This is a genomic window from Halomonas sp. 3A7M, from assembly GCF_014897875.1.
In the GTDB taxonomy this organism is placed as follows: Bacteria; Pseudomonadota; Gammaproteobacteria; order Pseudomonadales; family Halomonadaceae; genus Vreelandella.
In genome coordinates, this window is the sequence record NZ_JABUZD010000043.1 from 1 (window position 1) to 22,051 (window position 22,051).

At 51.6% G+C, this 22,051-nt stretch carries 18 protein-coding genes; all 18 read left to right on the forward strand.

Features of this window, described 5'->3' with window-relative positions; all coding sequences use genetic code 11:
• Positions 1-301, forward strand: a 301-nt coding sequence (locus INT19_RS03475; RefSeq protein ID WP_193059737.1) for a hypothetical protein, incomplete at its 5' end; no start/stop codon positions are given.
• A gap of 49 nt (positions 302-350) precedes the next feature.
• Positions 351-1,370: a TniB family NTP-binding protein gene (locus tag INT19_RS03480; RefSeq protein WP_193059738.1), complete on the forward strand. Its 1,020-nt coding sequence runs from the start codon at positions 351-353 to the stop codon at positions 1,368-1,370.
• A gap of 145 nt (positions 1,371-1,515) precedes the next feature.
• Positions 1,516-1,833, forward strand: a complete 318-nt coding sequence (locus INT19_RS03485) for a helix-turn-helix domain-containing protein (RefSeq protein WP_009095642.1) — start codon at positions 1,516-1,518, stop codon at positions 1,831-1,833.
• Positions 1,834-1,890: 57 nt separating this feature from the next.
• Positions 1,891-2,490, forward strand: coding sequence for a DUF1819 family protein (locus INT19_RS03490; protein WP_193059739.1), 600 nt, complete (start codon positions 1,891-1,893; stop codon positions 2,488-2,490).
• A 171-nt stretch (positions 2,491-2,661) separates the two neighbouring features.
• Positions 2,662-3,285, forward strand: a complete 624-nt coding sequence (locus INT19_RS03495) for a DUF1788 domain-containing protein (RefSeq protein WP_197915459.1) — start codon at positions 2,662-2,664, stop codon at positions 3,283-3,285.
• Between the two features lie 113 nt (positions 3,286-3,398).
• A complete protein-coding gene (gene brxC / locus INT19_RS03500; protein ID WP_193059740.1) occupies positions 3,399-7,082 on the forward strand; it encodes a BREX system P-loop protein BrxC in 3,684 nt (1,227 codons plus the stop codon).
• Positions 7,083-7,193: 111 nt separating this feature from the next.
• On the forward strand, positions 7,194-8,687 hold the full coding sequence (locus INT19_RS03505; RefSeq protein ID WP_193059741.1) for an ATP-binding protein: 1,494 nt from the start codon (positions 7,194-7,196) through the stop codon (positions 8,685-8,687).
• On the forward strand, positions 8,684-12,361 hold the full coding sequence (gene pglX / locus INT19_RS03510; RefSeq protein WP_193059742.1) for a BREX-1 system adenine-specific DNA-methyltransferase PglX: 3,678 nt from the start codon (positions 8,684-8,686) through the stop codon (positions 12,359-12,361). Before INT19_RS03505 ends, pglX begins: the two co-directional genes overlap by 4 nt.
• Before the next feature lie 3 nt (positions 12,362-12,364).
• A complete protein-coding gene (locus INT19_RS03515; RefSeq protein ID WP_089675689.1) occupies positions 12,365-12,589 on the forward strand; it encodes a hypothetical protein in 225 nt (74 codons plus the stop codon).
• Positions 12,590-12,610: 21 nt separating this feature from the next.
• Entirely contained in the window at positions 12,611-12,931 is a 321-nt protein-coding gene (locus INT19_RS03520) for a hypothetical protein (RefSeq protein ID WP_226916960.1), read from the forward strand.
• A 40-nt stretch (positions 12,932-12,971) separates the two neighbouring features.
• Positions 12,972-14,168, forward strand: a complete 1,197-nt coding sequence (locus INT19_RS03525; protein ID WP_193059743.1) for an AAA family ATPase — start codon at positions 12,972-12,974, stop codon at positions 14,166-14,168.
• Complete coding sequence (locus tag INT19_RS03530) at positions 14,134-14,880, forward strand: hypothetical protein (RefSeq protein WP_193059744.1); 747 nt, start codon at positions 14,134-14,136, stop codon at positions 14,878-14,880. The genes INT19_RS03525 and INT19_RS03530 overlap by 35 nt, the downstream gene beginning before the upstream one ends.
• The gene (gene pglZ, locus INT19_RS03535; protein ID WP_193059745.1) at positions 14,881-17,511 is read left to right on the forward strand and encodes a BREX-1 system phosphatase PglZ type A; all 2,631 of its coding nucleotides are present in this window, start codon (positions 14,881-14,883) and stop codon (positions 17,509-17,511) included.
• Positions 17,512-17,583: 72 nt separating this feature from the next.
• A complete protein-coding gene (gene brxL / locus INT19_RS03540; protein ID WP_193059746.1) occupies positions 17,584-19,668 on the forward strand; it encodes a protease Lon-related BREX system protein BrxL in 2,085 nt (694 codons plus the stop codon).
• A 62-nt stretch (positions 19,669-19,730) separates the two neighbouring features.
• Positions 19,731-19,913 carry a hypothetical protein gene (locus INT19_RS03545; RefSeq protein WP_041158396.1) on the forward strand — a complete coding sequence of 61 codons (183 nt, stop codon included), beginning with the start codon at positions 19,731-19,733 and terminating at the stop codon, positions 19,911-19,913.
• 58 nt (positions 19,914-19,971) lie between these two features.
• Entirely contained in the window at positions 19,972-20,295 is a 324-nt protein-coding gene (locus tag INT19_RS03550; RefSeq protein ID WP_193059747.1) for a hypothetical protein, read from the forward strand.
• A 285-nt stretch (positions 20,296-20,580) separates the two neighbouring features.
• Positions 20,581-21,171: a hypothetical protein gene (locus INT19_RS03555; protein WP_193059748.1), complete on the forward strand. Its 591-nt coding sequence runs from the start codon at positions 20,581-20,583 to the stop codon at positions 21,169-21,171.
• A gap of 371 nt (positions 21,172-21,542) precedes the next feature.
• The coding region (locus INT19_RS03560) for a DUF3644 domain-containing protein (protein WP_193059749.1) at positions 21,543-22,051 on the forward strand (509 nt) is incomplete at its 3' end.

Consider the following 22,051-nt stretch of genomic DNA (forward strand, 5'->3'; position numbering starts at 1 on the left):
TGTTGATAGGGAAAGTATCGGCGCCAGCTTCACGGATTCAGGTAGATATATTGACGCCAATGTCGACCATGCAGGGCTTGCTTTAGCGAATATGAAATTAAGCGAAAGGATGGATGATATAAGCAATCTGGCTTTGGTTAATAAAAAGAGTCGCTCAAGGGGAATGAAAAGTGTGGCTGCTTTCGTAGGCATAGATAGTGAAGGTGAAACATCTTTTGAAAGTGTTCGCAATAATTTGAAAAATAAAAAAGATAAAAAATTGAGGTTTTTTGAAGGTGAAATGTTAGATGAAAAAAATTAGAGTCTATCGATGATTGGAACAAGATTGCTGATAATTTGGAGCCTTATTAATGAATATTATTCATTCTGAATATAATCGGTATAGATTATATAAATTTCTAAATTGTTTTGTTCAGCATGCAGCTCTGGAAAAGGCAATGAATTCTTTGTATCGTTTAAAAAATAACCAAATGTTCGGGGGAGAGCAGCAATGCATGCTGATAACAGGCGATACTGGAACCGGGAAAAGTGCATTAATTAAAGAATTTTCTTCCGCTTTTCCTGGTTATGAAGAAAACGGTGTTTTGATCCAGCCCGTGCTTGTGTCACGTATTCCAAGTAAGCCTGATGTTGAAAAAATGATGATTGAACTCATGAACGACTTAGGTCAGTTTGGTTCTGAAGCAAGAAAAAGTAGGAGGAGGGAGATTGGTCTGGCAGAGGCACTAGTTAAAATGTTGAAAGTTTGCAAAACTCAAATAATTATTATAAATGAGTTTCAGGAGTTAATAGAGTTTAAATCAGTTGAAGATCGACAAAGGATTGCAAACAGGCTGAAGCTCATTAGTGAGCAGGCGGGTATACCTGTTGTACTGGTAGGAATGCCATGGGCTTCTGAGATTTCAAATGAGCCTCAATGGGCCTCTCGTCTGATGTGTAAAATCGAGTTACCGTACTTTAAATTTTTAAATGAAGATGATCGAAAAGAGTTCACGCGCTTCGTTAAAGGTTTAGCATGTAAAATGGGGTTTGAAGAGCCTCCTAAATTTGAAAGCGATGAGATTTTGTTTCCCCTTTTTTCCGCAACACGAGGCGAGGCAAGAAAAATTAAACATATTTTAAGTGAAGCTCTTTCCTTAGCTTTATGGAGAGGTGAAAATACTGTCCATCAACAGCATTTTGCCGAAGTAATGGATTCTGCTTTTTTTGATGAGGATAACCCCTTCAAATTACCCTTCAAAGAAGTGCCTCTGTGTGAGGTGTCTAATTACGCTTCTTATAACCGTTATTCAACTGTGGAATCTGAAATGTTTGTGAGTACTCAATTCACGCCAAAAATTTCAACGAAAGCACTTTTTTCAAAAACATAAGCAGCTTATTAAGACGCCATTCTCTAGTTACAGAATTGATGGGAGCTTTTTAAAGTATCATTGCATTCTTGCTAAGAATCTCTTAGCATATTTTTGTGTCATCTTGCGCTAGCCTAGCGGCTTTCCAAGTAGCGATGGTGTTTTCATGGACAGTCCGCTTCCAGATCGCTTGAGAGCCGCCAGGCAAGCAGCGGGTATGACACAAAGGCAGTTGGGTGAATACCTCGGCATGGAGCCGAATCTGGCGAGTGCGCGTATGACGCAGTATGAAAAGGGGCAGCATGCGCCCAATTTCCAGTTGCTGAAGAGGCTTTCAGAGGCACTAGAGGTGCCCATTCCCTATTTTTTCTGCGAAGACGACACCGTGGCAGAATTGATCCTTGAGTTAGATAAACTCGACCCTGCAGAACGCCAACGCTTGTTGGAACAGCTTAAAAAGGGCAGTGCGCCTAGCGAAAGCTGATCTCGTTACTGATCAGCCGCCTGCAACTTCAACGTAATTGACCTTGATGAGCGCCTTTTGACTTCTTTCAGCTACAACTCTGATCTGATCGGCGGTGGACTGATGGTGCGCGAAAGCCGTGCCGTTGCTGATTTGCTGCTCTCTAATGCGGATGAAGGGCAGTGGCACCAGGCAATCATCATTGATAACCGCCTCCAGAAGAACCGTCCCGCCACTGCTAAACGTGCAGGGCAAGCTATTCGCAAGCGTCTAGAGAAGCTGGAGCCACCGTTTTGGCAAGCGCTGCGCGATGGCGACGACCAGCTAGCCACACAGGTGTCTTTCTGTGCGGCCATGGCGCGTAATTTGTTATTGGTGGAATTTCTTGAAAGTGTCGTTGCCGATGCGTTTTTAACCCAGGCGGAGGCGCTTCAGGCCTACCAGTGGGATGAGTTTTTAGCCGAGCGTGCCCACCGCGATGAAGCGATAGCAGGGTGGGCGGAAAGCTCCAAACGTAAAATGGGGCAGGTGGTGTATCGTATGCTGGCAGAAGTCGGCGTATTGGCGTCCAGTCGCTCGCGCAAGTTACAGCCCTTGCTGCTGCGGCCAGAAGTAAAAAGCTTGCTTGAAACCTACCAGCACGAACGACTACAAACATGTTGTGGCCTGCTGCGGTAATGTTCAAGTTGCCTTCTTAAACTCGTTCTTTTCTTAAAAACCGTGCTCACGTCAAAACACGACTAAGTAGACCTTGCAACGCAGGTGGCTAGCGGCATAGTCTTACCCAATCAGCTTTCTGTATTAGAAAAAGCTTTGCATCAAACATGCTAGACACAGGGACGCATCCGCATGTCACAGAGTGATCAGTACCCACCCCCCAGCGGTTTTAGCCACCACGAGGATGACCAGCTTCGGGCACGGTTGAACCAAGTCGCTGAGAAAATCACTCGGCCTGATTTTTTAGCGGGGCAAGGGTTGGGTAATGAGCTTGGCTTCTGGATTTTCGATTACGCTCCTGAACATGAACTACAGGTGCGTGCCTACCTGAACTTCCTCCCCTCATTAATGGCACGCCAGCACCCTGATATCAAAATGGCGCAGGTCAATCTGCTTGAAGTGCTTAAGGATTACCTGACCGAGCGCGGTTTTCTTGATAAAGCCATTGCCATGCAAAAAAGCAAAGGCGATGCGGCACTGCTCAAAGCGCTACGTGGGCCGCTGCACATGGACAAGTTCGCCCCGTACCTCATCCGACACTCTTTGTCGCACGAGCCTGATATCGTATTGCTCACCGGTGTTGGCAGCCTGTGGCCCATGGTACGTGCGCACAGCTTGTTAAATGCCCTACACGGGCCACTCGGTCATAAGCCGCTGGTGTTGTTCTACCCAGGCCGTTACGACGGGCAAACGATGTCGCTGTTTAAGCAGATCAAAAGCAACAACTACTACCGTGCGTTTGCGCTTGTTCCCTAGCGCAACAGATGACGTCATGCCGTCTATTACGTTCGCTTGGTGAGTAGTGGTCTTTGATATCGCTTTACCTCTCAGCCTGAAACACCCAGGGTTTAAACATTTACAGGACAGATATGCACATTCAAGAGCTCTTCCTCAAACCGCTTAGCCGGTCAATCAACGGCGTGGTCAAAGCCGACCAGCGTGACCAGGAAACCATCTACCAAGAGCTGGATGAGTATGTCGTCACCAACGAGTTAGAAAAGCACTTTCGTGCCTTTTTTGAATCTTACACCACCCCTTTAGATGACCCCTCCATCGCCAACCGCGTGGGCGTTTGGGTGAGTGGCTTCTTTGGTTCAGGTAAATCGCATTTTTTGAAAACGCTCTCTTATCTGCTGGAAAATAAAGAAGCGTTTGATGCCAACGGACAAGCCAAGCGAGCCGCTGATTTTTTTGATGAGCAAAAGCTGGTAGACGGCTCTATTCGGGCAGACATTAACAAGGCCGTCCGTGAACCTGCCCACGTGGTGCTGTTCAACATCGACAGCAAGGCCAGCTCGAATGACGACGGCAACCCCATCCTGAACGTCTTCCTGCGCGTGTTTAACGAGCACCAAGGCTTTAGCTCCGATTACCCGCACATTGCTCATATGGAGCGCCACCTAGAAAAGCGCGGCGTGTATGAGCGCTTTAAGCAGGCCTTTAACGAGGCCAGCGGCGTGGTATGGGAAGACGAGCGAGACGGCTATCAGTTCTACCAGGATGATATCGAGCAAGCGATTGGGTCGGCGCTCGATCTCTCTCCTGAAGCGGCGCATAAATGGTTTGAGGAATCCGAAACCAACTTCAGCGTCTCCGTAGAGAACTTCTGCCATTGGGTGAAAGAGTTTTTGGAATCCCAGTCAGCTACTCGGCGCATGGTGTTCATGGTGGATGAAGTTGGCCAGTTCATTGGCAGCGACACACGCTTAATGTTGACTCTGCAAACGCTCACCGAAAACCTGGGCACGATTTGCGGTGGGCGTGCCTGGATCGTGGTCACCTCCCAAGCGGATATGGACGCCGTGCTAGGCGAAATGACCGCCTCAAAAGCCAACGATTTTTCCAAAATCGCCGGACGCTTCAAAACCCGCTTATCGCTCTCAAGCTCCAACTCTGACGAAGTGATCCGCAAGCGCCTGCTGGTGAAAACCGACTCGGCACGCGCGGAGCTGGAAGGCGTGTTTGAGGCCAAAGGCTCCATTCTGCGTAACCAGCTGACCTTTGACCGCTCTGGCCCCACGCTAAAAAACATCGAAGGCGTGGAAAGCTTCATCGCCAATTACCCCTTTGTGCCGTACCACTTCCAGTTGGTGCAAAAAGTCTTTGAAGAGATCCGCAAAGTCGGGGCCACAGGCGCGCACCTGGCCTACGGCGAGCGCTCGATGCTCGATGCTTTCCACATGGCCGCCAAAGCCGTGCAAGAAAAATCGATTGGCGCGCTGGTGCCGATGCACTGCTTCTACACAGCGGTAGAAGGTTTCCTCGATACGGCGGTGAAGCGCACCATTGATCAGGCCAGCGAAAACCCCGTGTTAGAGGCATTTGATGTCGAAACCCTGCGCACGCTGTTTATGATCCGCTATGTGGACTTGGTGAAGGGTACGGTCGATAACCTGGTGACACTCTCGCTGACCCAAATCGACGATGACCGTATTGCCATTCGTGAGCAGCTGGAAGCGACCCTGGCACGGCTGGAAAAAGAGAGCCTGAGTACCCGCAACGGCGATGAGTACCAGTTCCTCACCAATGAAGAGCGCGACATTACCCGCAAGATCAAACAAACCGAAGTTACCAGCAGCGACGAAAACAAAGAGCTCTCCAGCCTGATCTTCAAAGACCTGCTGCGCGATCGCACCAAGTACCGCTACCCGGTCAACAAAACCGACTACAGCATTGGCCGTTACCTGGATGGCCACACCCTGGATGGCCGCTACCAGAGCCAGCTAAGGGTGGAGGTGGTCTCACCGCTGGACGTGGAGTACGTACAGCTAAGCGAAGCGGGCTGCATTCACAAAAGCGGCGATAACGGTGGGCAGGTGCTGATTAAGCTGCCCGATGACAAGCGCTTTACCGATGAACTGCGTACCCTGCTGAAAACCGATAAGTTTATCCGCCTGAACCTATCGGCCAACGACCACAGCGTGGAGCGCATTCTGGCCGACCGTGGCCGTGAAAACCAGGAGCGCAAAAAACGCCTGCGGGTGCGTTTGGAAGAGATGCTGCTGGATGCTGACGTTTACGCGCTCGGGCAAAAGCTCGATCTCAACCGCAACCAGCTGACTACCCGTTTGGATGAGGCCTGCCGCTATCTGCTGGAAAACACCTACAACAAGCTGAGCCAGCTCACGGCGCTTAGCCCCGAGCCGATGCGCGAGCTGCAGGCCGTATTAACCGCCGATGACCTGGGCACCCAGAACCTTAACTTAGACGGCGAGGAGGGCAACGCCCAAGCGGTGAAAGAGGTAGAGCAGTATATCTCGCTACATGGCGGCGAGCCGGTGCCACTGAACCCGCTGATTGAGCGCTTTAGCAACCGACCTTTCGGCTGGCCGGAAGGTGAAACGCTGCTAATTCTGGGGCGCCTGCATGCCGCTGGGCGCTTAACCTTCCACACCGCTGGCCCCGCGCTCAGCGGTAAAGAAGCCTTTGAGCTACTCAATAACGCCCGCCGCCGCAGTGAAGTGCGCCTTCAGAAAAAGCGCCAAACCGAAGATGCAGTGCTCAACAAAGCTCGAAACCTCACCAAAGAGCTGTTTGGCCAGCTAGGCCCCACCAGTGAAAAAGAGCTGTTTACCTATTACGTAGACCGCTTATCCCACTGGCGGCGTGAGCTAGAAGCGTATAGAAGCAAAACCGACGTGGGCAACTTCCCCGGTCGCAACGCCATTGATAGCTCACTGCGGGAAGTGGAGCGTTTGCTGCGTTTAGACGATAGCTTTGATTTCTTCAAAACCGTCGCCAGCCAGCAAGACACGCTGCTCAATGTTGAAGAAGACTACCGCGATCTCAACGACTTCTTTACCAAGCAGCTCACCACCTGGCAGCAGCTAGAACAAGCGCTCAACCGGTTTGCGGTGAACCGCCTAGAGCTTGAGAAAAACACCCAGGCCCAGCAAGCGCTGGCCGAGTGTGAGCGTATTTACCGGGCCGAAGCGCCCTACGCCATGCTCAACAAGGTGGATGGCTTAGTACGTACGCTGGATGAGATTAACAGCGGCCTCGTGGATGAAAAACGCCAGCACGCGATTGCCCGTATCGATACGCGCATCGCCAAGGTGAGCGCTGAAATTGCCAAAAGCGGCATTGGCACCGCCGAACTCAGCAACCGCTTGCTGCACCCGTTGCAGCAGCTCAAAGCCTCGGTCAATCAATCGGTCAGCGTCGCGCAAATCTACCAGCTGCAAACCGAAACTGCCGTCGAGTTAGAAGAAGAAAGTTTGGATGCGCTTCACAACGCCCAGGCTGAGGCGGCCAAGCGGCAGCCGCCTGCGCCTGCGGGAAACACCACAACACCGGCTCCAACATCAGAGAACCCCAAGCCAGCCCCACAAACGGCACCAGGTGATAAATCGTACGACCCGCATACCGAAACAGCACCGGCGGCGGTAAATGCCCCCAAACCCGTGGCAAGAGTGCGTGTTAGCGACGTACTCAGCCGCGTGCATAGTGGGGTGTACCTGGAAAGCCAAACGGAAGTCGATGCGTTTATGGACGAACTGAGAAAAGAGCTGGAAGGGTCACTTTCAGCGGGCAATCGGGTACAGGTGCGTTAGTGTTCGAACGATTTTTGTTGACACGGCCAATATGCCTGTTCACTGCTGTCCCGTGTCCTAGGACGCGGGACAGCGAAGCGGAAAGAAACATGAAAAGTCAACGAGACACCTATGACCACCGCGACCATTGAACAGCGCCTAAGCGAGCCAGAAGGCAAGCAGCTTGAGTTCAAGCGCGACCTATCATCGCCTAAGCCACTGATGAAAACACTGGTCGCCTTTGCCAATACGGCTGGTGGCCAGTTGATCATTGGTGTTGACGATGATGGCACTGTGCTAGGCGTGGATGATCCGCTGGATATGGAAGAGCGCCTTACCAGCATGATCGCGGATGCCATTCACCCCCGGCTACTGCCTAATATTGAACTGGTGAGCGTGGGCGAACATACCTTGGTGTGTATTGAGGTGTTTTTGAGTAGCGCACGCCCACACTTTTTCAAAGCGCTTGGCGAAGAAAACGGTGTGCTGGTGCGGCTCGGTTCCAGCAATCGGCAGGCGGGGTTGGCGCTCATCCAGGAAATGCAGCGCCAAGCGAGCGGAACCACCTTTGATGTTCAGGCCATGCCCGAGCTGAGCCGTGACGACCTTGACCAAAACGCCATACAGCAAGCCTTTCGCAGCGAACAACTGCTTGATGACAATAAGCTTCGCACGTTACGGCTACTCGTCTCGTATCAAGGTCGCCTGGTACCCAGCGTGGGCGGAATTTTGCTGTTTGGCCGCGAGCGCCAATGGCACTTTGAAGATGCCTGGATTCAGTGCGGGCGTTTTCGCGGTAACGATAAGGTCGAGATTTTCGACCAGACAGATATTCACGCGCCGCTACCCCAAGCAGTTGATGACATCGAGCTGTTTCTCAAAAAACATGCCTTCAAGCAGGCAGAGTTTGGCGCCATGCGTCGCCGCGACGTGTGGAGTATCCCGCTGACCATCCTGCGTGAAGCGATTATTAACGCCTTGGTACACAGCGACTACTCCCAACGCGGCAGCCCCATACGCATTGCGTTTTATGACGACCGTATCGAGATTGAAAGCCCAGGACTACTGATGCCCGGCATGACCATTGAAGACATGAAACGCGGCGTCTCCATGATTCGCAACCCAGTGATTGCCCGCGTGTTTCGTGAGCTTGGGCTGATAGAGCAGTGGGGCAGCGGTGTGAAGCGTATTTTCTCGGAAGCCCAAGTCCAAGGGCTGCCTGAACCGCATATTGAAGAAATTGCCAACCGCGTGCGTTTGAGTATTCGGCTGGCAACGCCGGTTTCTATCCAGCAGTCAGCTTCAGTGACCCAGGCTGAGTCAGTGCAGTCAGAGTCACGGCTAGAGTCACGGCTAGAGTCACGGCTAGAGTCACGGCTAGAGTCAGCGCTGGCAGCCAGAGTGCTGTTGATACTGCAGCAGGAGCCGCTGGGTAAAGCTGCCATGGCGCGTGAGCTGGGTCACAAGGGCGTTTCCGGTGAGCTCAATAAACAAGTAGGCAATTTACGCCAGCAGCAGCTGATTGAAATGACGCTGCCCGAAAAGCCCAATAGTCGCCTTCAACAATACCGCTTAACCCCTCAAGGCCAGCGCTTTTTGCAAGACACTTTCAAGGATCTAACATGAACACCGCCAACATCAAAAAATACGCCCCCAAGGCCCGCGCCCGCTTTATCGACACCATGACGCGTCAAGCGGCCCGGATGGGCATTAGCCCGGATGGCAAAGGCGGTGTGGTGATTGCCCCCCTAGAGCAAAAGGGCGATGTGTTGGTGATGACTGCCCAGGATGGCCAAACCCACACCGTGCCCGCCCACCTGAAAGGCGCACGGGAAGCGCTGGCCGCGTGGGTGCAGCGCGATGGCTTTACCCAAGCGATAGAGCAGGCCGCGTATAGCTGGTTCAACCGCCTGTGCGCCATTCGCTATATGGAGATTCACGGCTACCTCGACCACGGCCGCCGCGTGCTAAGTGGGGCAGGGGGCGAAGCCGGGCAGTTCCAGATTCTGGAGGAATGTTTAGAGGTAGGCCTGCCAGGGCTGGACACCGCCCGCGTTCGCGAACTTAAGCTCGACGGCACCCAGGATGAAACCCTCTACCGCGAGCTGCTGCTGGCCCAGTGCCACGCCCTGCATGAGGCCATGCCGTTCCTGTTCGAACCGCTGGACGACGCCAGCGAACTGCTGCTGCCCAACAACCTGACCAAAACCGATTCGCTGATTCGCGAGCTGGTCGAGGCGATTCCCGAAGAGGATTGGCAGGATGTAGAAGTGATCGGCTGGCTCTACCAGTTCTACATCAGCGAGAAAAAAGACCAGGTGATCGGTAAGGTGGTGAAAAGCGAAGACATCCCCGCCGCCACTCAGCTGTTCACCCCCAACTGGATCGTTCAATACCTGGTGCAGAACTCGGTAGGCCGCCAGTGGCTGCAAACCTACCCCACATCAAAGCTCAAGGCCGAGATGCCGTACTACATCGAGCCCGCCGAGCAGGAGCCCGAGGTACAGGCCCAGCTGGACGCCATCACCCCGGCCAGCCTCGACCCTGAAACCATCAAGGTGCTCGATCCCGCCTGTGGCTCCGGCCATATTTTGGTGGAAGCCTACAACGTGCTGAAGGCGATCTACGAAGAGCGCGGCTACCGCACCCGCGACATCCCTAAGCTGATTCTGGAAAACAACCTGTTCGGCCTGGATATCGACGACCGCGCCGCCCAGCTGGCGGGCTTTGCGCTGCTGATGAAAGCCCGCGAAGACGACCGCCGGATTCTCACTCGCAACGTGCGCCTGAACGTCCTCGCCATGCAAAGCAGCCAACACCTGGATGCCAACACCCTATGGCGGGATTTAAACCTGACCGGCGACTGGCACCAGGGTCAATCCCAAGGCCTGTTTGACAGCGAACAGCAAGACCTTTCCAGTAACGATGCCACTTACAAGCTAATTGCCGACTTAATCGAGCGCTTTCAGGATGCCAAAACCTTCGGCTCGCTGATTGAGGTGCCCAATGAATGGGAAGCGCCGCTCAAAGCACTGCTGGAAGAGCTGACCGAGCTAAGCAATAGCGGCGATATTATGCAAAAAGCCGCCGCCCAGCGGTTAGTGTCAATGGTGCAGCAAGCTTGGGCACTGGCGCAGCGGTATGACGCTGTGGTGGCCAACCCGCCATATATGGGCAGTAAGGGCATGAACAAGGCGTTAAAGGACTACGCCAAGAAGGCGTACCCCAACAGCAAGTCAGATCTGTTCGCGATTTTTATGGAGCATGCGTTTAGCCTGCTAGTACCACTTGGCTACAACGCCCAGATCAATATGCAATCATGGATGTTTCTTTCCAGCTACGAAAAGCTGCGTGAATGGCTGCTGGATAACACCACCATTATCACCATGGCCCACCTTGGCGGCAGGGCATTCGACAGCATCAGCGGGGAAGTCGTCTCCGCCACCGCCTTTGTGATGGAGAAAATCGCCAAGCCGGATTATAAGGGAGCCTATCTGCGACTGGTGGAGGGTAAATCCGAGGCTGAGAAGAAGTGCGCGCTGCTGGAAGCCATTCAGAACCGCGACTGCGGCTGGCTCTATGACGCCAAACCGGATGATTTCAAGAAGATTCCGGGGAGTCCGGTGGCTTATTGGGCTAGTAAGGGTGTTATATCAAACTTTAGTGAAAAATCTTCGCTTGAAGATAATGTTCTTTTCCGCCAAGGAATGGCTACTTCAGATAATGATCGTTTTTTGAGGTTTTGGTATGAGGTTGAGTTTAAAAAAATTGGGCTAAATTGTAAAGGGCCTAAGAATCTTGCTGAGTCAAAAAAGAAATGGTTTCCATACAGCAAAGGAGGTGGTTACAGAAAATGGTATGGTTTTAATGATATAGTTGTTAACTGGGAAAATGATGGGTTTGAACTTAAAGAGTTCACAAGCACTCTTACACAAGGGATGAATGTAAGGCTTAAAAGTAGGAACTATTATTGTATCCCTAATGTGACATATTCGGCACTAACAAGCTATAAGTTTAGTGCAAGGCTAAACGGTTCGGGGTTTTTGTTTGGTACGGGAGGTAGTTGTGTCTTCGGTGAAGACAATTTAACTACTATTCTTTGTTTGCTGAATTCTACATCATCAGATTATTTCCTAAGTATGATTTCACCTACCCTGAATTTTGAAATGATAGATGTAAAAAGGCTTCCGTTTGAATATCATAAAGAAGTTGAGGTGATAGCAAAAGAAGCTGTCAAAATATCTAAGTCTGATTATGACAGCTTTGAAGTTTCTTATGATTTTGAAAAATCACCTTTAATATTTAATGACTTTGATAGAATAAAGAATTCTTTCGCTATATACTTATCCGGCTCATATAGTAGCGTTGCTGATCTTAAAAATATTGAAGAAAAAAATAATGAATTATTCTGTGAAAAATATAATATTTCTTCATTTGTAAGTAGGGCAGTTGATAAAAAACATTTGTCGCTATTTAAAAATATTCATTACAGGTATTCTGACTATAGTTTAAATGAAAAATCAAAGTCATACCAAAGTGAGACAATTGCAGAACTGAGTAGCTACTCCATCGGCTGCATGATGGGCCGCTACTCGCTAGATAAGCCTGGCTTGATTCTCGCCAGCCAGGGCGAATCCGTCCGCGATTACCTCGCCCAGATCCCCGAGCCAAGCTTCGCGCCGGATAAAAACGCGATCATTCCTCTGACCGACCAAGAGTGGTTCCTCGACGACGCCACCAACCGCTTCCGCGACTTCGTTCGCACTGTTTGGGGCGCGGAGCACCTGCAGGAAAACCTCGATTTCGTCGCTGAAAGCCTCTGCCTGCATGCCATCAAGCCCAAGAAAGGCGAAGCCGCGCTGGAGACGATCCGCCGCTACCTCAGCACCCAGTTCTTCAAAGACCACCTGCGCACCTACAAGAAACGCCCCATCTATTGGCTGTTCAGTTCCGGCAAACAGAAAGCCTTCGAGTGCTTGGTCTACCTGCACCGCTACAACGAAAGCACCCTAGCCGAGATGCGCACCGACTACGTCATCCCGCTCACCACCAAGCTCGCCAGCTACGTGGAAAAGCTAGAGCAAGACAAAGACGCCAGCACCTCAGCCGCCGAAGCGAAAAGCATCGAAAAAGAATTAAGCAAGCTCTACAAACAGCAAGCAGAACTTAACACCTTCGATGAGAAGCTGCGTCACTATGCCGACCAACGTATTTCGCTGGATCTGGATGATGGGGTGAAGGTGAACTACGGCAAGTTCGGGGATTTGTTGGCTGAAGTGAAGCAAGTGGTGGGGAAGTAACATATGAAGCTAAAAAATATCGAAGAGCTGATTAATAACGAGGGTGAAATCACCATCGGAAGAATTGGGCCGGTGCGCTGTGGTGCTTCTGCAAGCGATGAAGCTAATTGCCTTGCGATGTTAGCTAGGCGACCTGGCGAGTCGTTTGAGGCGTTTCTTATACGCCTGGATTCCGCGATTGAGGATGCTATTGAGCATGATATCTTCGCAGATGAAATCAATCCATAAAGTGCAATGTAAGGAGCTTTGATGACGACTCCCATCGGCCGTTGGCGTATCACCTGGATGGAAACGTGGGATCAGGACTTTGTCGATTTGATTGAGCCGGGCCACTTCCGGTTTGATGAAAATGGCCTCGGCTATTTTATCTTCGGTGCTGTTGAAGGCCAGCTTGACTACCGCCTTTCAGAAGGCGGCAAGCGTATCGATTTCAGTTGGTCGGGCAATGATGAGGGCGATGAGAAATCTGGCCGTGGCTGGTTTAAGCTCTCATCCTCGCGTACCGCCAAAGGGTGCTTTTTCATTCACTGTGGGGATGAGTCAGCGGTGGAAGTGGAGCTTCAAACCTAATGGGTGACAGCAGCGCAAATTGTATAGGGGTGACATCCAGATGATTCATCACATACGTATCGATAATTTCAAATCGTTGGTTGATTTTGAAATAGGCTTGTCGCGTTTTAGCTGCTTGGTGGGGCTTAACGGTGCGGGAAAATCGACCGTACTTCAGGCGTTGGATTTTATCTCGCAGCAGATGCGCGGTGATATTGATGGCTGGTTAGAACAGCGCCAATGGGAGCCGCGAGACCTGGGTTCGAAGCTGACAGCGAAGCAAAATATCGACATTTCGGTTCAGATTGAGACGGAAGAGCACGTTTTGATCGAATGGTCGGCTAGCTTTAATCGTCATTCTCTGCGCTGTACAAAAGAAGAAGTTATTAGCGGAGAAAAGCAACTGCTAAAAGTAGAAGACGGCGAATTTTTTCTCGACAGAGGCTTTGGCCCAGTAAGTTGGCGCCAAGAAAGTCAAGTCATCATGTTTGATTATCAGGGCTCGATTCTGTCTCGTGTCAAACACAACCACCTTGTTCATGAGCTTCAGGTGTTAAAAGAGTCGCTGACAAACATCCGTTCACTAGATTTACTTTCGCCGGAACATCTTCGTCAACGTGCGCGAGATTCCGCAGGACATTTAGGCTTGGGCGGTCAAAAACTATCGGCGTATCTGCACGAGCAGGGTGGTGAGGTTCGTCAGCGGCTGTTGGAGAGACTGCAGCATGCCTACCCTCAACTGGCCAGTATTGATACTCGCTCGCTCCGCTCTGGTTGGAAACACTTAGATATTGCCGAGCAGTTTAATGGCAAGGTACTGAACACGCCTGCGCGCCATGTTAACGATGGTTTACTACGCCTACTGGCGGTGCTCTCACAGTTAGCGTCTGATGAGCATTTTTTGTTATTCGATGAAATTGAAAACGGCATTAACCCAGAGCTTGTCGAGTTTTTGGTAGATGCACTGGTTGAGAGCGAACACCAAGTGATGGTGACCACACACAGCCCCGTTATTCTCAACTATCTGGAAGACGAGGTTGCCAAGCAGGGCGTTATTTATCTGTATAAAAATGCCAAAGGGGCGACCCAGTCAATACGTCTGTTTGAAATACCTTCACTGGCTGAGAAACTGCGGTTTATGGGGCCGGGTGAGGCGTTTATTGATACTCAGCTAACGGAGTTAGCCACTGAAATTCAATCGCTTAGCGCTAAGGGGGGCAAGGATGCATCTGCTGCTAAGCGGCGAAGGCCCAAGTGATATAGGCGTGTGCTACCCAGCGGCAAAAACCTGCAGCGTGGAAACGTTTAAGCCGGGGCCAATGGCATGGCTGGTGGATCAGTGGGTAGAACGGGTGCAGGGCTATGAGTTCTCTCACCTTCAAGCCGGACTTGTTAGCTTTGTGAGTGAGCAGCACCTGGTTGCGACAAGGCCATCCGCCGTCAAGAAGCCTAGCCGTTTGCCGGGTAAAAAACGCGCTAAAGAAACGAGTTACTACTTTAATAATGCGCGTGCATTAGCGCAGTGTGCACAAGTATTGGCTGATGAGATTGATGACGACGTGATTGCGGTGCTATTTCGCGATAGTGACGGCACGGCATCTGCTGGGCGTGGTGACTGGCAAACGAAATATGACTCCGTGCTGCAAGGCTTTGAGGCGGAAGGTTTTCCACATGGCGTAGCTATGATTCCTAGGCCTAAATCCGAAGCTTGGTTGTTATGTGCATTGAAGCCAGAGTCTCCTTACCAGCATTGCGCTGCGCTGGAGCAAGCCTCGGGCAATGATGACAGCCCCAATTCACTTAAAATGAAGCTTGATGCGGCGCTCCAGGGGCAAACTTCGGCAGATGAGTTAGCTGAAACTGCCAAAGACGGAAATATACAGTGGGAAAATATCGACATGCCTTCTCTAGATGTCTTTAAGCACCGGGTGGAAGCAGTTCTGAACTTGATTATTCGGCAAGGAGGCTAGATGCAGCTCGACCAACTCCAGCAGGGCTTACAACACGCCTTCTTCACCGACCGCCATCGGATTGTCTTCTGGTACGACGCCCCTGGCCACTTTGCGGATTCGCTGAATGAGCTCGCGCTGAAAGGCGTTCAGGTGATCAATATGGCGGGGGAGTCCACCCTTGGCGTGAAGCTACGCCTGGAGCTGGAAGAGCCGGAAATGCCCACGTTGCTCTACTTTCCCTCCGCCGAGCCAGCCCCAGAAGAGGACTGGCTGCTGGATATTAAGCTGTACTCTGGCCGCTTTTACGCCGACCGCGTTTCGATGATTTTCAACGAGCTGGGCCTAACCCGCCATGTGCTGCGCGAGCACTTGGCGCAGCGGCAGGCGTTCTTAGCCAGCCGTAAGCGAATTGAAGCGTTGAAGCGTTTGGTCACGCCTTCCCTCAGTGAAGATGAGCTGGATCTGGCGATGCTGGCCGTGGTGGTGGGGGCCACGTCCCTCGATGTTGCTACGCTGCTGTTTCATCTGGCTGAAGAAGCGGTGGCAAATGAGCTGGGGTTAGAGACGAACCCAGCGGCGTTGATTGAAGCGGAAAAGTACGCCTTGGTGCCTGCGTTGGTGGGCGCCCTGCAGGCCGAGGTAGGTTACCCCGCCAGTCAAGCAGAGCTTAGCGGCGAAGCGCCGCTTAACTTCGGCCAGCTAATGCTGCGGTTATTGATTACCGGCTACTGCGAGAGCATTTCTGATATTCCTGACTGGGCGCGTCAGGTGGCCATTCCCTCTGTTAATGCGCGTGCATCTTCGCGGGCGCTACTCACCCGCTGGCGAGATAGCTCACGCTTTTACCCCGCGTTTGATGTGATCTCCGGGTGGGTGGCGGATGCCCAGCGCATTGATGACAAGCTGCAGGATGTGCCGCTAGAGCAGCTAAGCCATGTGGCGACGTTTGAGGTGGTGGAGAAGCAGATCATTGTCGATCTCTGCCAGGCGATTCCCACGGCGGATGCCCGCGACCTGAAACTGTTCGACAGCATCATTGTGGCGCGCCTGGACGGTTATTGGGCATCGCGGCATAAAAACGATGCCCGCCGCGAACGCTACCGGCAGCTGTACGCCGCGCTTACCGCGGCGATTGCGCTGTTTAGCCTGCGTCATCAACATGCCAAAGGCTTTCATTATGAGAGCGTTGAGGCGCTGTACCATGCTTACCAAACAGACCTCTACCGTTTTGATACCGCCTATCGCCATTATGCCGTGGCGTCTGATGCCACCGGCGTGGAGCTGCTTAAAAACCTGGATGCCGCCGTTGAGCGCTGTTATGACGAGTGGTTCCTGGGCCAGCTCACCCGTAACTGGAGCGAGCGCGTGGAAGCCGAGCAGCGGCTCACCCACTGGAAGCTACCCAATATACCCAGCCAGCAGCATTTCTACCGTGACTGGGTGCAGCCCCAGCTAGCCGCTAGCCGCCAAAAGCGTGTGGTGGTGGTGATCAGCGATGCCTTCCGCTATGAAGCGGCGGAAGAGCTGCGTGAACGCATTAATGCCAAGCGCTACAGTGAAGCGACGTTAAAAAGCCAGTTAGGTGTGGTGCCTAGCTACACCACGCTGGGAATGGCCTCGCTGTTACCGCACCGAGAACTCCGTTATCAGCCGGGCAGCGATACGGTGCTGGTGAATGGCCAATCTACCCAAGGCACGGCGAACCGCAGTAAGTTACTCAAAGCCGCGCTAGGCGGGGAGGCGTTAGCCGTCACCGCTGAAGAAGTAAAAGGCTGGAGCCGTGAAGAAGGGCGCGAAAAGATCAAAGGCGTGCAGCTAATGTACGTTTACCACAACGTGGTGGATGCCCGTGGGGATGCCGCTAACACCGAAAGCGAGACGTTCGCAGCGGTGGAGGATGCCATTGATGAACTGGATCAGCTAACCCGTAAAATTCTCATGCACCTGAACACCAGCACCGTGTTGGTCACCGCCGACCACGGCTTCCTATTCCAGCGCAGCGCGTTGGATGCTACCGACCGCACGGCGCTGTCAGACAAGCCAACGTCGGCCTTCAAAAGCAAAAAGCGCTATGTGCTGGGCGAGTCGCTGCCCGATAACCCCAGCGTGTGGCACGGCCATACCCGCGATACGGCAGGCACCAACTGCGACACCCAGTTCTGGATACCCAAAGGCGCACACCGTTTTCACTTTGTCGGCGGGGCGCGCTTTGTACACGGGGGCATTATGCCCCAGGAAATTGTGGTGCCGGTGCTCACCGTTCAGCAGCTGCGGGGCGAGAAGGTGGAAAAGCGCACCAGTCGCAAGGTGGAGGTGATCTCACCCAAGGCATCGCTGAAAATGGTCAATAACATTCAGCGCTTCGACCTGCTGCAAACCGAAGCGGTGAGCGAGCGCCTCCGCCCGGTCACGTTGTCGGTGGCGATTTACGCGGGCAGCGAGGTGGTTTCCAGTGAAGAGGTCGTGACCTTCGATAGCGCAAGCGACAATATGAACGAGCGCATGAAGTCGGTGCGCCTCTCGCTATCGGGCACGTCATTTGATCGCAAGAATGACTACTTCTTGGTGCTGCGTGATAAAGATCTGGGCACCGAGCGGGAGCGCTACCGGGTGGTGATCGACCTCGCATTTACGGATGATTTTTTCTAGGCCCGTCATCAGCTGGGAAGCTTTTATGTTTGTGCATTGTGCTTTTTTCGTCGTTCAGGAGTGACCGCCCACATGGATTTTGACTCATCTTCCGCCACGCACATTACCGACGCCCTTCAGGACGCCGATCTGGATACGCTACTTAACACGCACTTTGCGGGCCGCGTGGTGCGTAAGGACCTCACCCAGCGCGTGAAAGAGGGCGCTAATGTGCCCGTGTATGTGCTGGAGTACCTGTTGGGCATGTACTGCGCCTCTGATGATGCGGAGGTGATCGCTAAAGGGTTGGAAAACGTCAAAGCAATTCTGACGGATAACTACGTTCGCCCGGATGAAGCGGAGAAAGTGAAATCCATCGTGCGCGAGCGCGGCAGCTTCAAGGTGATTGATCGTGTCACGGTGCGTCTGAATGAGAAAAAAGACCGCTATGAAGCAGCGTTCAGTAACCTAGGCATCAAAGATGCCGAAATCTCCGCAGGCATTGTTAAAGAGCACGAGAAGCTGCTGGTAGGCGGGATTTGGGTGATCGCCACGCTCAGCTACTTCCATGAAGAGGGGCAAACAAGCTCGCCGTTTGGTGTCAGCCTGCTCAAGCCGATTCAGATGCCCCACATGAATATGGACGAGCTGTTTGAAGGGCGGCGTGGGTTCACCAATGCTCAATGGCGTGAAGTGCTGATTCGCTCGATTGGTATGGAACCTGCCGAGCTTGATGAGAGCGTGCAGTGGCATCTGCTGGCCAGGATGATTCCGTTTGTTGAGAACAACTACAACGTCTGCGAGCTAGGGCCACGGGGCACTGGCAAAAGCCATATCTACAAAGAGTGTTCACCCAACAGCATTTTGGTCTCCGGCGGGCAAACCACGGTAGCTAACCTGTTCTACAACATGAGCTCGCGACGCATTGGCCTGGTGGGTATGTGGGACTTGGTGGCGTTCGATGAAGTGGCCGGTATCTCGTTCAAGGATAAGGACGGGGTGCAGATCATGAAGGATTACATGGCCTCTGGCTCCTTTGCCCGTGGGCGCGAACAGATGGAAGCCTCAGCCTCGATGGTGTTCGTTGGCAACATCAATCAAAGCGTGGAGTCGCTGGTGAAAACCAGCCACCTATTGACGCCATTCCCTGATGCCATGATTGATGCCGCTTTCTTTGATCGCTTCCATGCCTATATTCCTGGCTGGGAAATCCCCAAGATGCGGCCCTCATTCTTCACTCAGCGCTATGGGTTTATCGTCGATTACCTAGCCGAATTTTTCCGTGAGATGCGCAAGCGCAGTTTCGCCGATGCGATTGATCGTTACTTCTCTCTGGGTGACAACCTCAACCAACGTGACGTGATCGCGGTACGTAAAACCGTGTCGGGCTTGCTTAAGCTGATGTTTCCCCATGGCGGCGGTTCACAAGGGCTGATGAAAGACGATGTACGCGATTGCCTGGAATACGCCATGCAGGTACGTCGCCGCGTGAAAGAACAGCTGAAAAAGATTGGCGGCATGGAGTTTTATGATGTCCATTTCAGCTACATCGACAAGGAGACCCTGGAAGAGCGCTTTGTGTCAGTAAAAGAGCAGGGCGGTGGCGGCCTAATTCCAGAAGGCCAGGGCAAGCCAGGCGTGGTGCACACCATTGGCCTAAGCGACAAGGGCATGCCGGGGGTTTATCGCATCGAAATGCAGGTTACTGCGGGAAGCGGCAAGCTGGCCATGTCAGGGCTTTGGAACTCAACGGCTGCCAAAGAGCAGGTCAAAATGGCGTTTGATTACTTCAAGGCCAACGCCAGCCGCATCAGCGGAGCCCGCAAGGTCATGGAGCATGATTTCCACCTTCATGTGGTCGATCTGCAAAATAGCGGCGTGCTGCGTGATCTCTCGCTAGCAAGCTTAGTCGCTTTTTCCTCTGGCCTGGTAGGTAAACCTACTCAGAGCCAAATGGTCGTGCTGGGCGACATGAGTCTAGGGGGCAGCTTGAAACCCGTCGAAAGTCTAGCGGAATGCCTGCAGGTTGCCTTTGATGCCGGTGGCAAGCGCGTCACTCTGCCCATGAGCAGCGCCATGGATATTCCTACCATCCCCGGAGAGCTGTTCACCAAGTTCCAAACCAGCTTCTATGCCGAACCGATTGATGCAGTGGTCAAAGCGCTTGGGGTGGATTAAGGTTAATGAGTCTACCGTGATACTGCATTCATGGTTTCGCACGCACTGCAGAAGGCACTTAGATGCAAAAATCTAATGAGTCCAGTGATATAAAAGCAGACGGTGGCCCTCTGCAGCGGCTTAAGGGCTCGGTCGGCAAATATGAGCTGCCGTTTGAGCCTGTAGGCGCTGACGACTGGGAAGCCATGCAGGTGGAAGAGCCTGTTCCAGCCACCCAATCAGGTGATGAGCATCCGCCGAGATAGGCACGCATTGCACATGCCATGTTAGTGAGTACATGGTCGGTAGGGGAGGAGCATAGCAATGAAAGTGACTGAAAAAGTAGAAGTCGAGGCCGTCACTGATGTGGTGTGCGATGTCTGCCTAACCACAACACGTGTAGCAGAGGAAAATCTTGAGTACGCCACCCTCAAGGCACATTGGGGCTATGGCTCTCAACACGACGGCGAGCGCTATGAAGTTCACCTTTGCGAAAGCTGTTTTTTCAGCACGTTGGCTTACTTCAAACAAGAACGCCGCGTACAAAATTTGTTCAGCGAAGATAGTGACAGAGATCAAGCCTTCAATACAGATGACCGCCTGGGGCTCGTGGCGACGGATGATTATTTTGGTGATAGAGACGCCTAAGCGTGCTATGCAGTTTCGCCTCGCTTTTGGACTGGTATAGAGAGTTGCTTAAGGCAGATTTCGACCCAAAGCGGACATGCCGGGAAAGGCAGTCGGCACGTTTATTGGGTATATGCTGCATGCGTGATGGTTGGTTTTATAATGCCGATTTATACTTAATATCTAAGTAATTCAATAAGATGAAATGTGGTCGGTCGTGCAGAATAATATTGTTGAGCGCGCGTGCGCATTCAAGTGAAATGTCGAGAATGTTATTTAATACAACTATTAGGAATCTTGGAAAGCATGATGCGATTTTCTGATGAGGAGTTGCACCTCTACACAGAAGAGTGCAACTCCAGAGCTGATGAGCTAATTGGCTTCGCCATGGAGATGTTTGGACCTATGACTTCGGATTGGGTATACGACGGAGTCATATTCCTTGAACATCCTCCCCATTTACATTATTGGCCTGAGAGTGGGACGGTTCAGGTTGCTTTGAGCCACAAGGCAATTAATGACGACGCACAACGCGACTTCCAACTTGCTCATGAAGTCTGCCACCTTTTGTATCCATCTGTAAGCCTTGAAAATCCAAGCGAACCCGCAACCAACGTAATCAATGAAGGCATATCCACATATTTTTCCGTACTTGTTGTTGATGCGGCATACGGAGAAGATATTTCAAATGCCGTATTGGAAAGCCTCGTAAACCACTCGCCCCGGTACCTATTTGCATTAAAGCAAGTTATGGCGCTCTTGCGTGCTGACAGGGATGCTGTGAAGAAGGTTAGAGAGGCTCAGCCAATGGTCAACGAGATAACTGAAGGCGAACTTCGCTCATTGGGTTTAAGCCTGCCGGAGGAAACATATAGCGCACTCACAGAAGCTTTCTGATGGAGCTGGGCATGGAGCCTTGGGTATCATATGAGGTGCCTAACAAGTCGCTCCAGTCGGACGATAAACCCGCTATGCGGCTTTGTCGTCGCTGAGCTAAAGTGTTGAATATCAATAAAAACTCAATGGCCGAAACAGGAATGATCTTGCATAGGTGCTATCGACTCTAATCGAACGTTACGGAAAATTCAGCATGCGCGCAAATTTTGGATATATAGCCTATATAAAAACCAATATTCATAAAAAACATAGACTTGGAAAGATTTGAAAGGCCGCATTTGACGGGAAAAAGTGCTAACAAGCTTACCCAATCATAGTATGGGCAGTCAAATACCTGTTATGTGTATTCAAACATTGTTCAAAGGAATTTTATGGCGAAGCGCAATCGAAAAATTGGATCGATAAAAACGGAACTTCTGACAAAGTCCAGAGAATCGATGCTTGCAGCAGTCCAAATATTCAATAACCCGAACATACAATTTAAATCTGAAAGTTTTATTGTTTTATCAAATATCGCATGGACATACTTGCTTCATGCTTACTATCGATCTAAAAATGTTGAATACCGCTATTATGACCAAAAAGGCAGTAGGAAGAGATATCACAAAACAAAAAAAGGAGCGCACAAGCATTGGGAGTTAGAACGCTGTTTGGATGATCGTTCTTGTCCGATTGATAAGGTAGCTAAATCGAATTTGAAATTTCTCATAGGTCTCAGGCATGAAGTAGAGCATCAAATGACTACGAGAATAGATGACTATCTTAGTGCAAGATTTCAGGCGTGCTGTCTAAATTATAATGAATACATAAAGTCTCTTTTTGAAGATGGTTTAGGTATACCTGAATCCGTGAGACCGGCCCCCGGAAGCACTTCTAACCC

What these genes read in the sequence shown, in the direction of transcription:
- INT19_RS03480 (WP_193059738.1), top strand. Translation starts at nt 351, where the DNA reads ATGAATATTATTCATTCTGAATATAATCGGTATAGATTATATAAATTT.
- INT19_RS03485 (WP_009095642.1), top strand. Translation starts at nt 1,516, where the DNA reads ATGGACAGTCCGCTTCCAGATCGCTTGAGAGCCGCCAGGCAAGCAGCG.
- INT19_RS03495 (WP_197915459.1), top strand. Translation starts at nt 2,662, where the DNA reads ATGTCACAGAGTGATCAGTACCCACCCCCCAGCGGTTTTAGCCACCAC.
- brxC (WP_193059740.1), top strand. Translation starts at nt 3,399, where the DNA reads ATGCACATTCAAGAGCTCTTCCTCAAACCGCTTAGCCGGTCAATCAAC.
- INT19_RS03505 (WP_193059741.1), top strand. Translation starts at nt 7,194, where the DNA reads ATGACCACCGCGACCATTGAACAGCGCCTAAGCGAGCCAGAAGGCAAG.
- pglX (WP_193059742.1), top strand. Translation starts at nt 8,684, where the DNA reads ATGAACACCGCCAACATCAAAAAATACGCCCCCAAGGCCCGCGCCCGC.
- INT19_RS03515 (WP_089675689.1), top strand. Translation starts at nt 12,365, where the DNA reads ATGAAGCTAAAAAATATCGAAGAGCTGATTAATAACGAGGGTGAAATC.
- INT19_RS03520 (WP_226916960.1), top strand. Translation starts at nt 12,611, where the DNA reads ATGACGACTCCCATCGGCCGTTGGCGTATCACCTGGATGGAAACGTGG.
- INT19_RS03525 (WP_193059743.1), top strand. Translation starts at nt 12,972, where the DNA reads ATGATTCATCACATACGTATCGATAATTTCAAATCGTTGGTTGATTTT.
- INT19_RS03530 (WP_193059744.1), top strand. Translation starts at nt 14,134, where the DNA reads ATGCATCTGCTGCTAAGCGGCGAAGGCCCAAGTGATATAGGCGTGTGC.
- pglZ (WP_193059745.1), top strand. Translation starts at nt 14,881, where the DNA reads ATGCAGCTCGACCAACTCCAGCAGGGCTTACAACACGCCTTCTTCACC.
- brxL (WP_193059746.1), top strand. Translation starts at nt 17,584, where the DNA reads ATGGATTTTGACTCATCTTCCGCCACGCACATTACCGACGCCCTTCAG.
- INT19_RS03545 (WP_041158396.1), top strand. Translation starts at nt 19,731, where the DNA reads ATGCAAAAATCTAATGAGTCCAGTGATATAAAAGCAGACGGTGGCCCT.
- INT19_RS03550 (WP_193059747.1), top strand. Translation starts at nt 19,972, where the DNA reads ATGAAAGTGACTGAAAAAGTAGAAGTCGAGGCCGTCACTGATGTGGTG.
- INT19_RS03555 (WP_193059748.1), top strand. Translation starts at nt 20,581, where the DNA reads ATGATGCGATTTTCTGATGAGGAGTTGCACCTCTACACAGAAGAGTGC.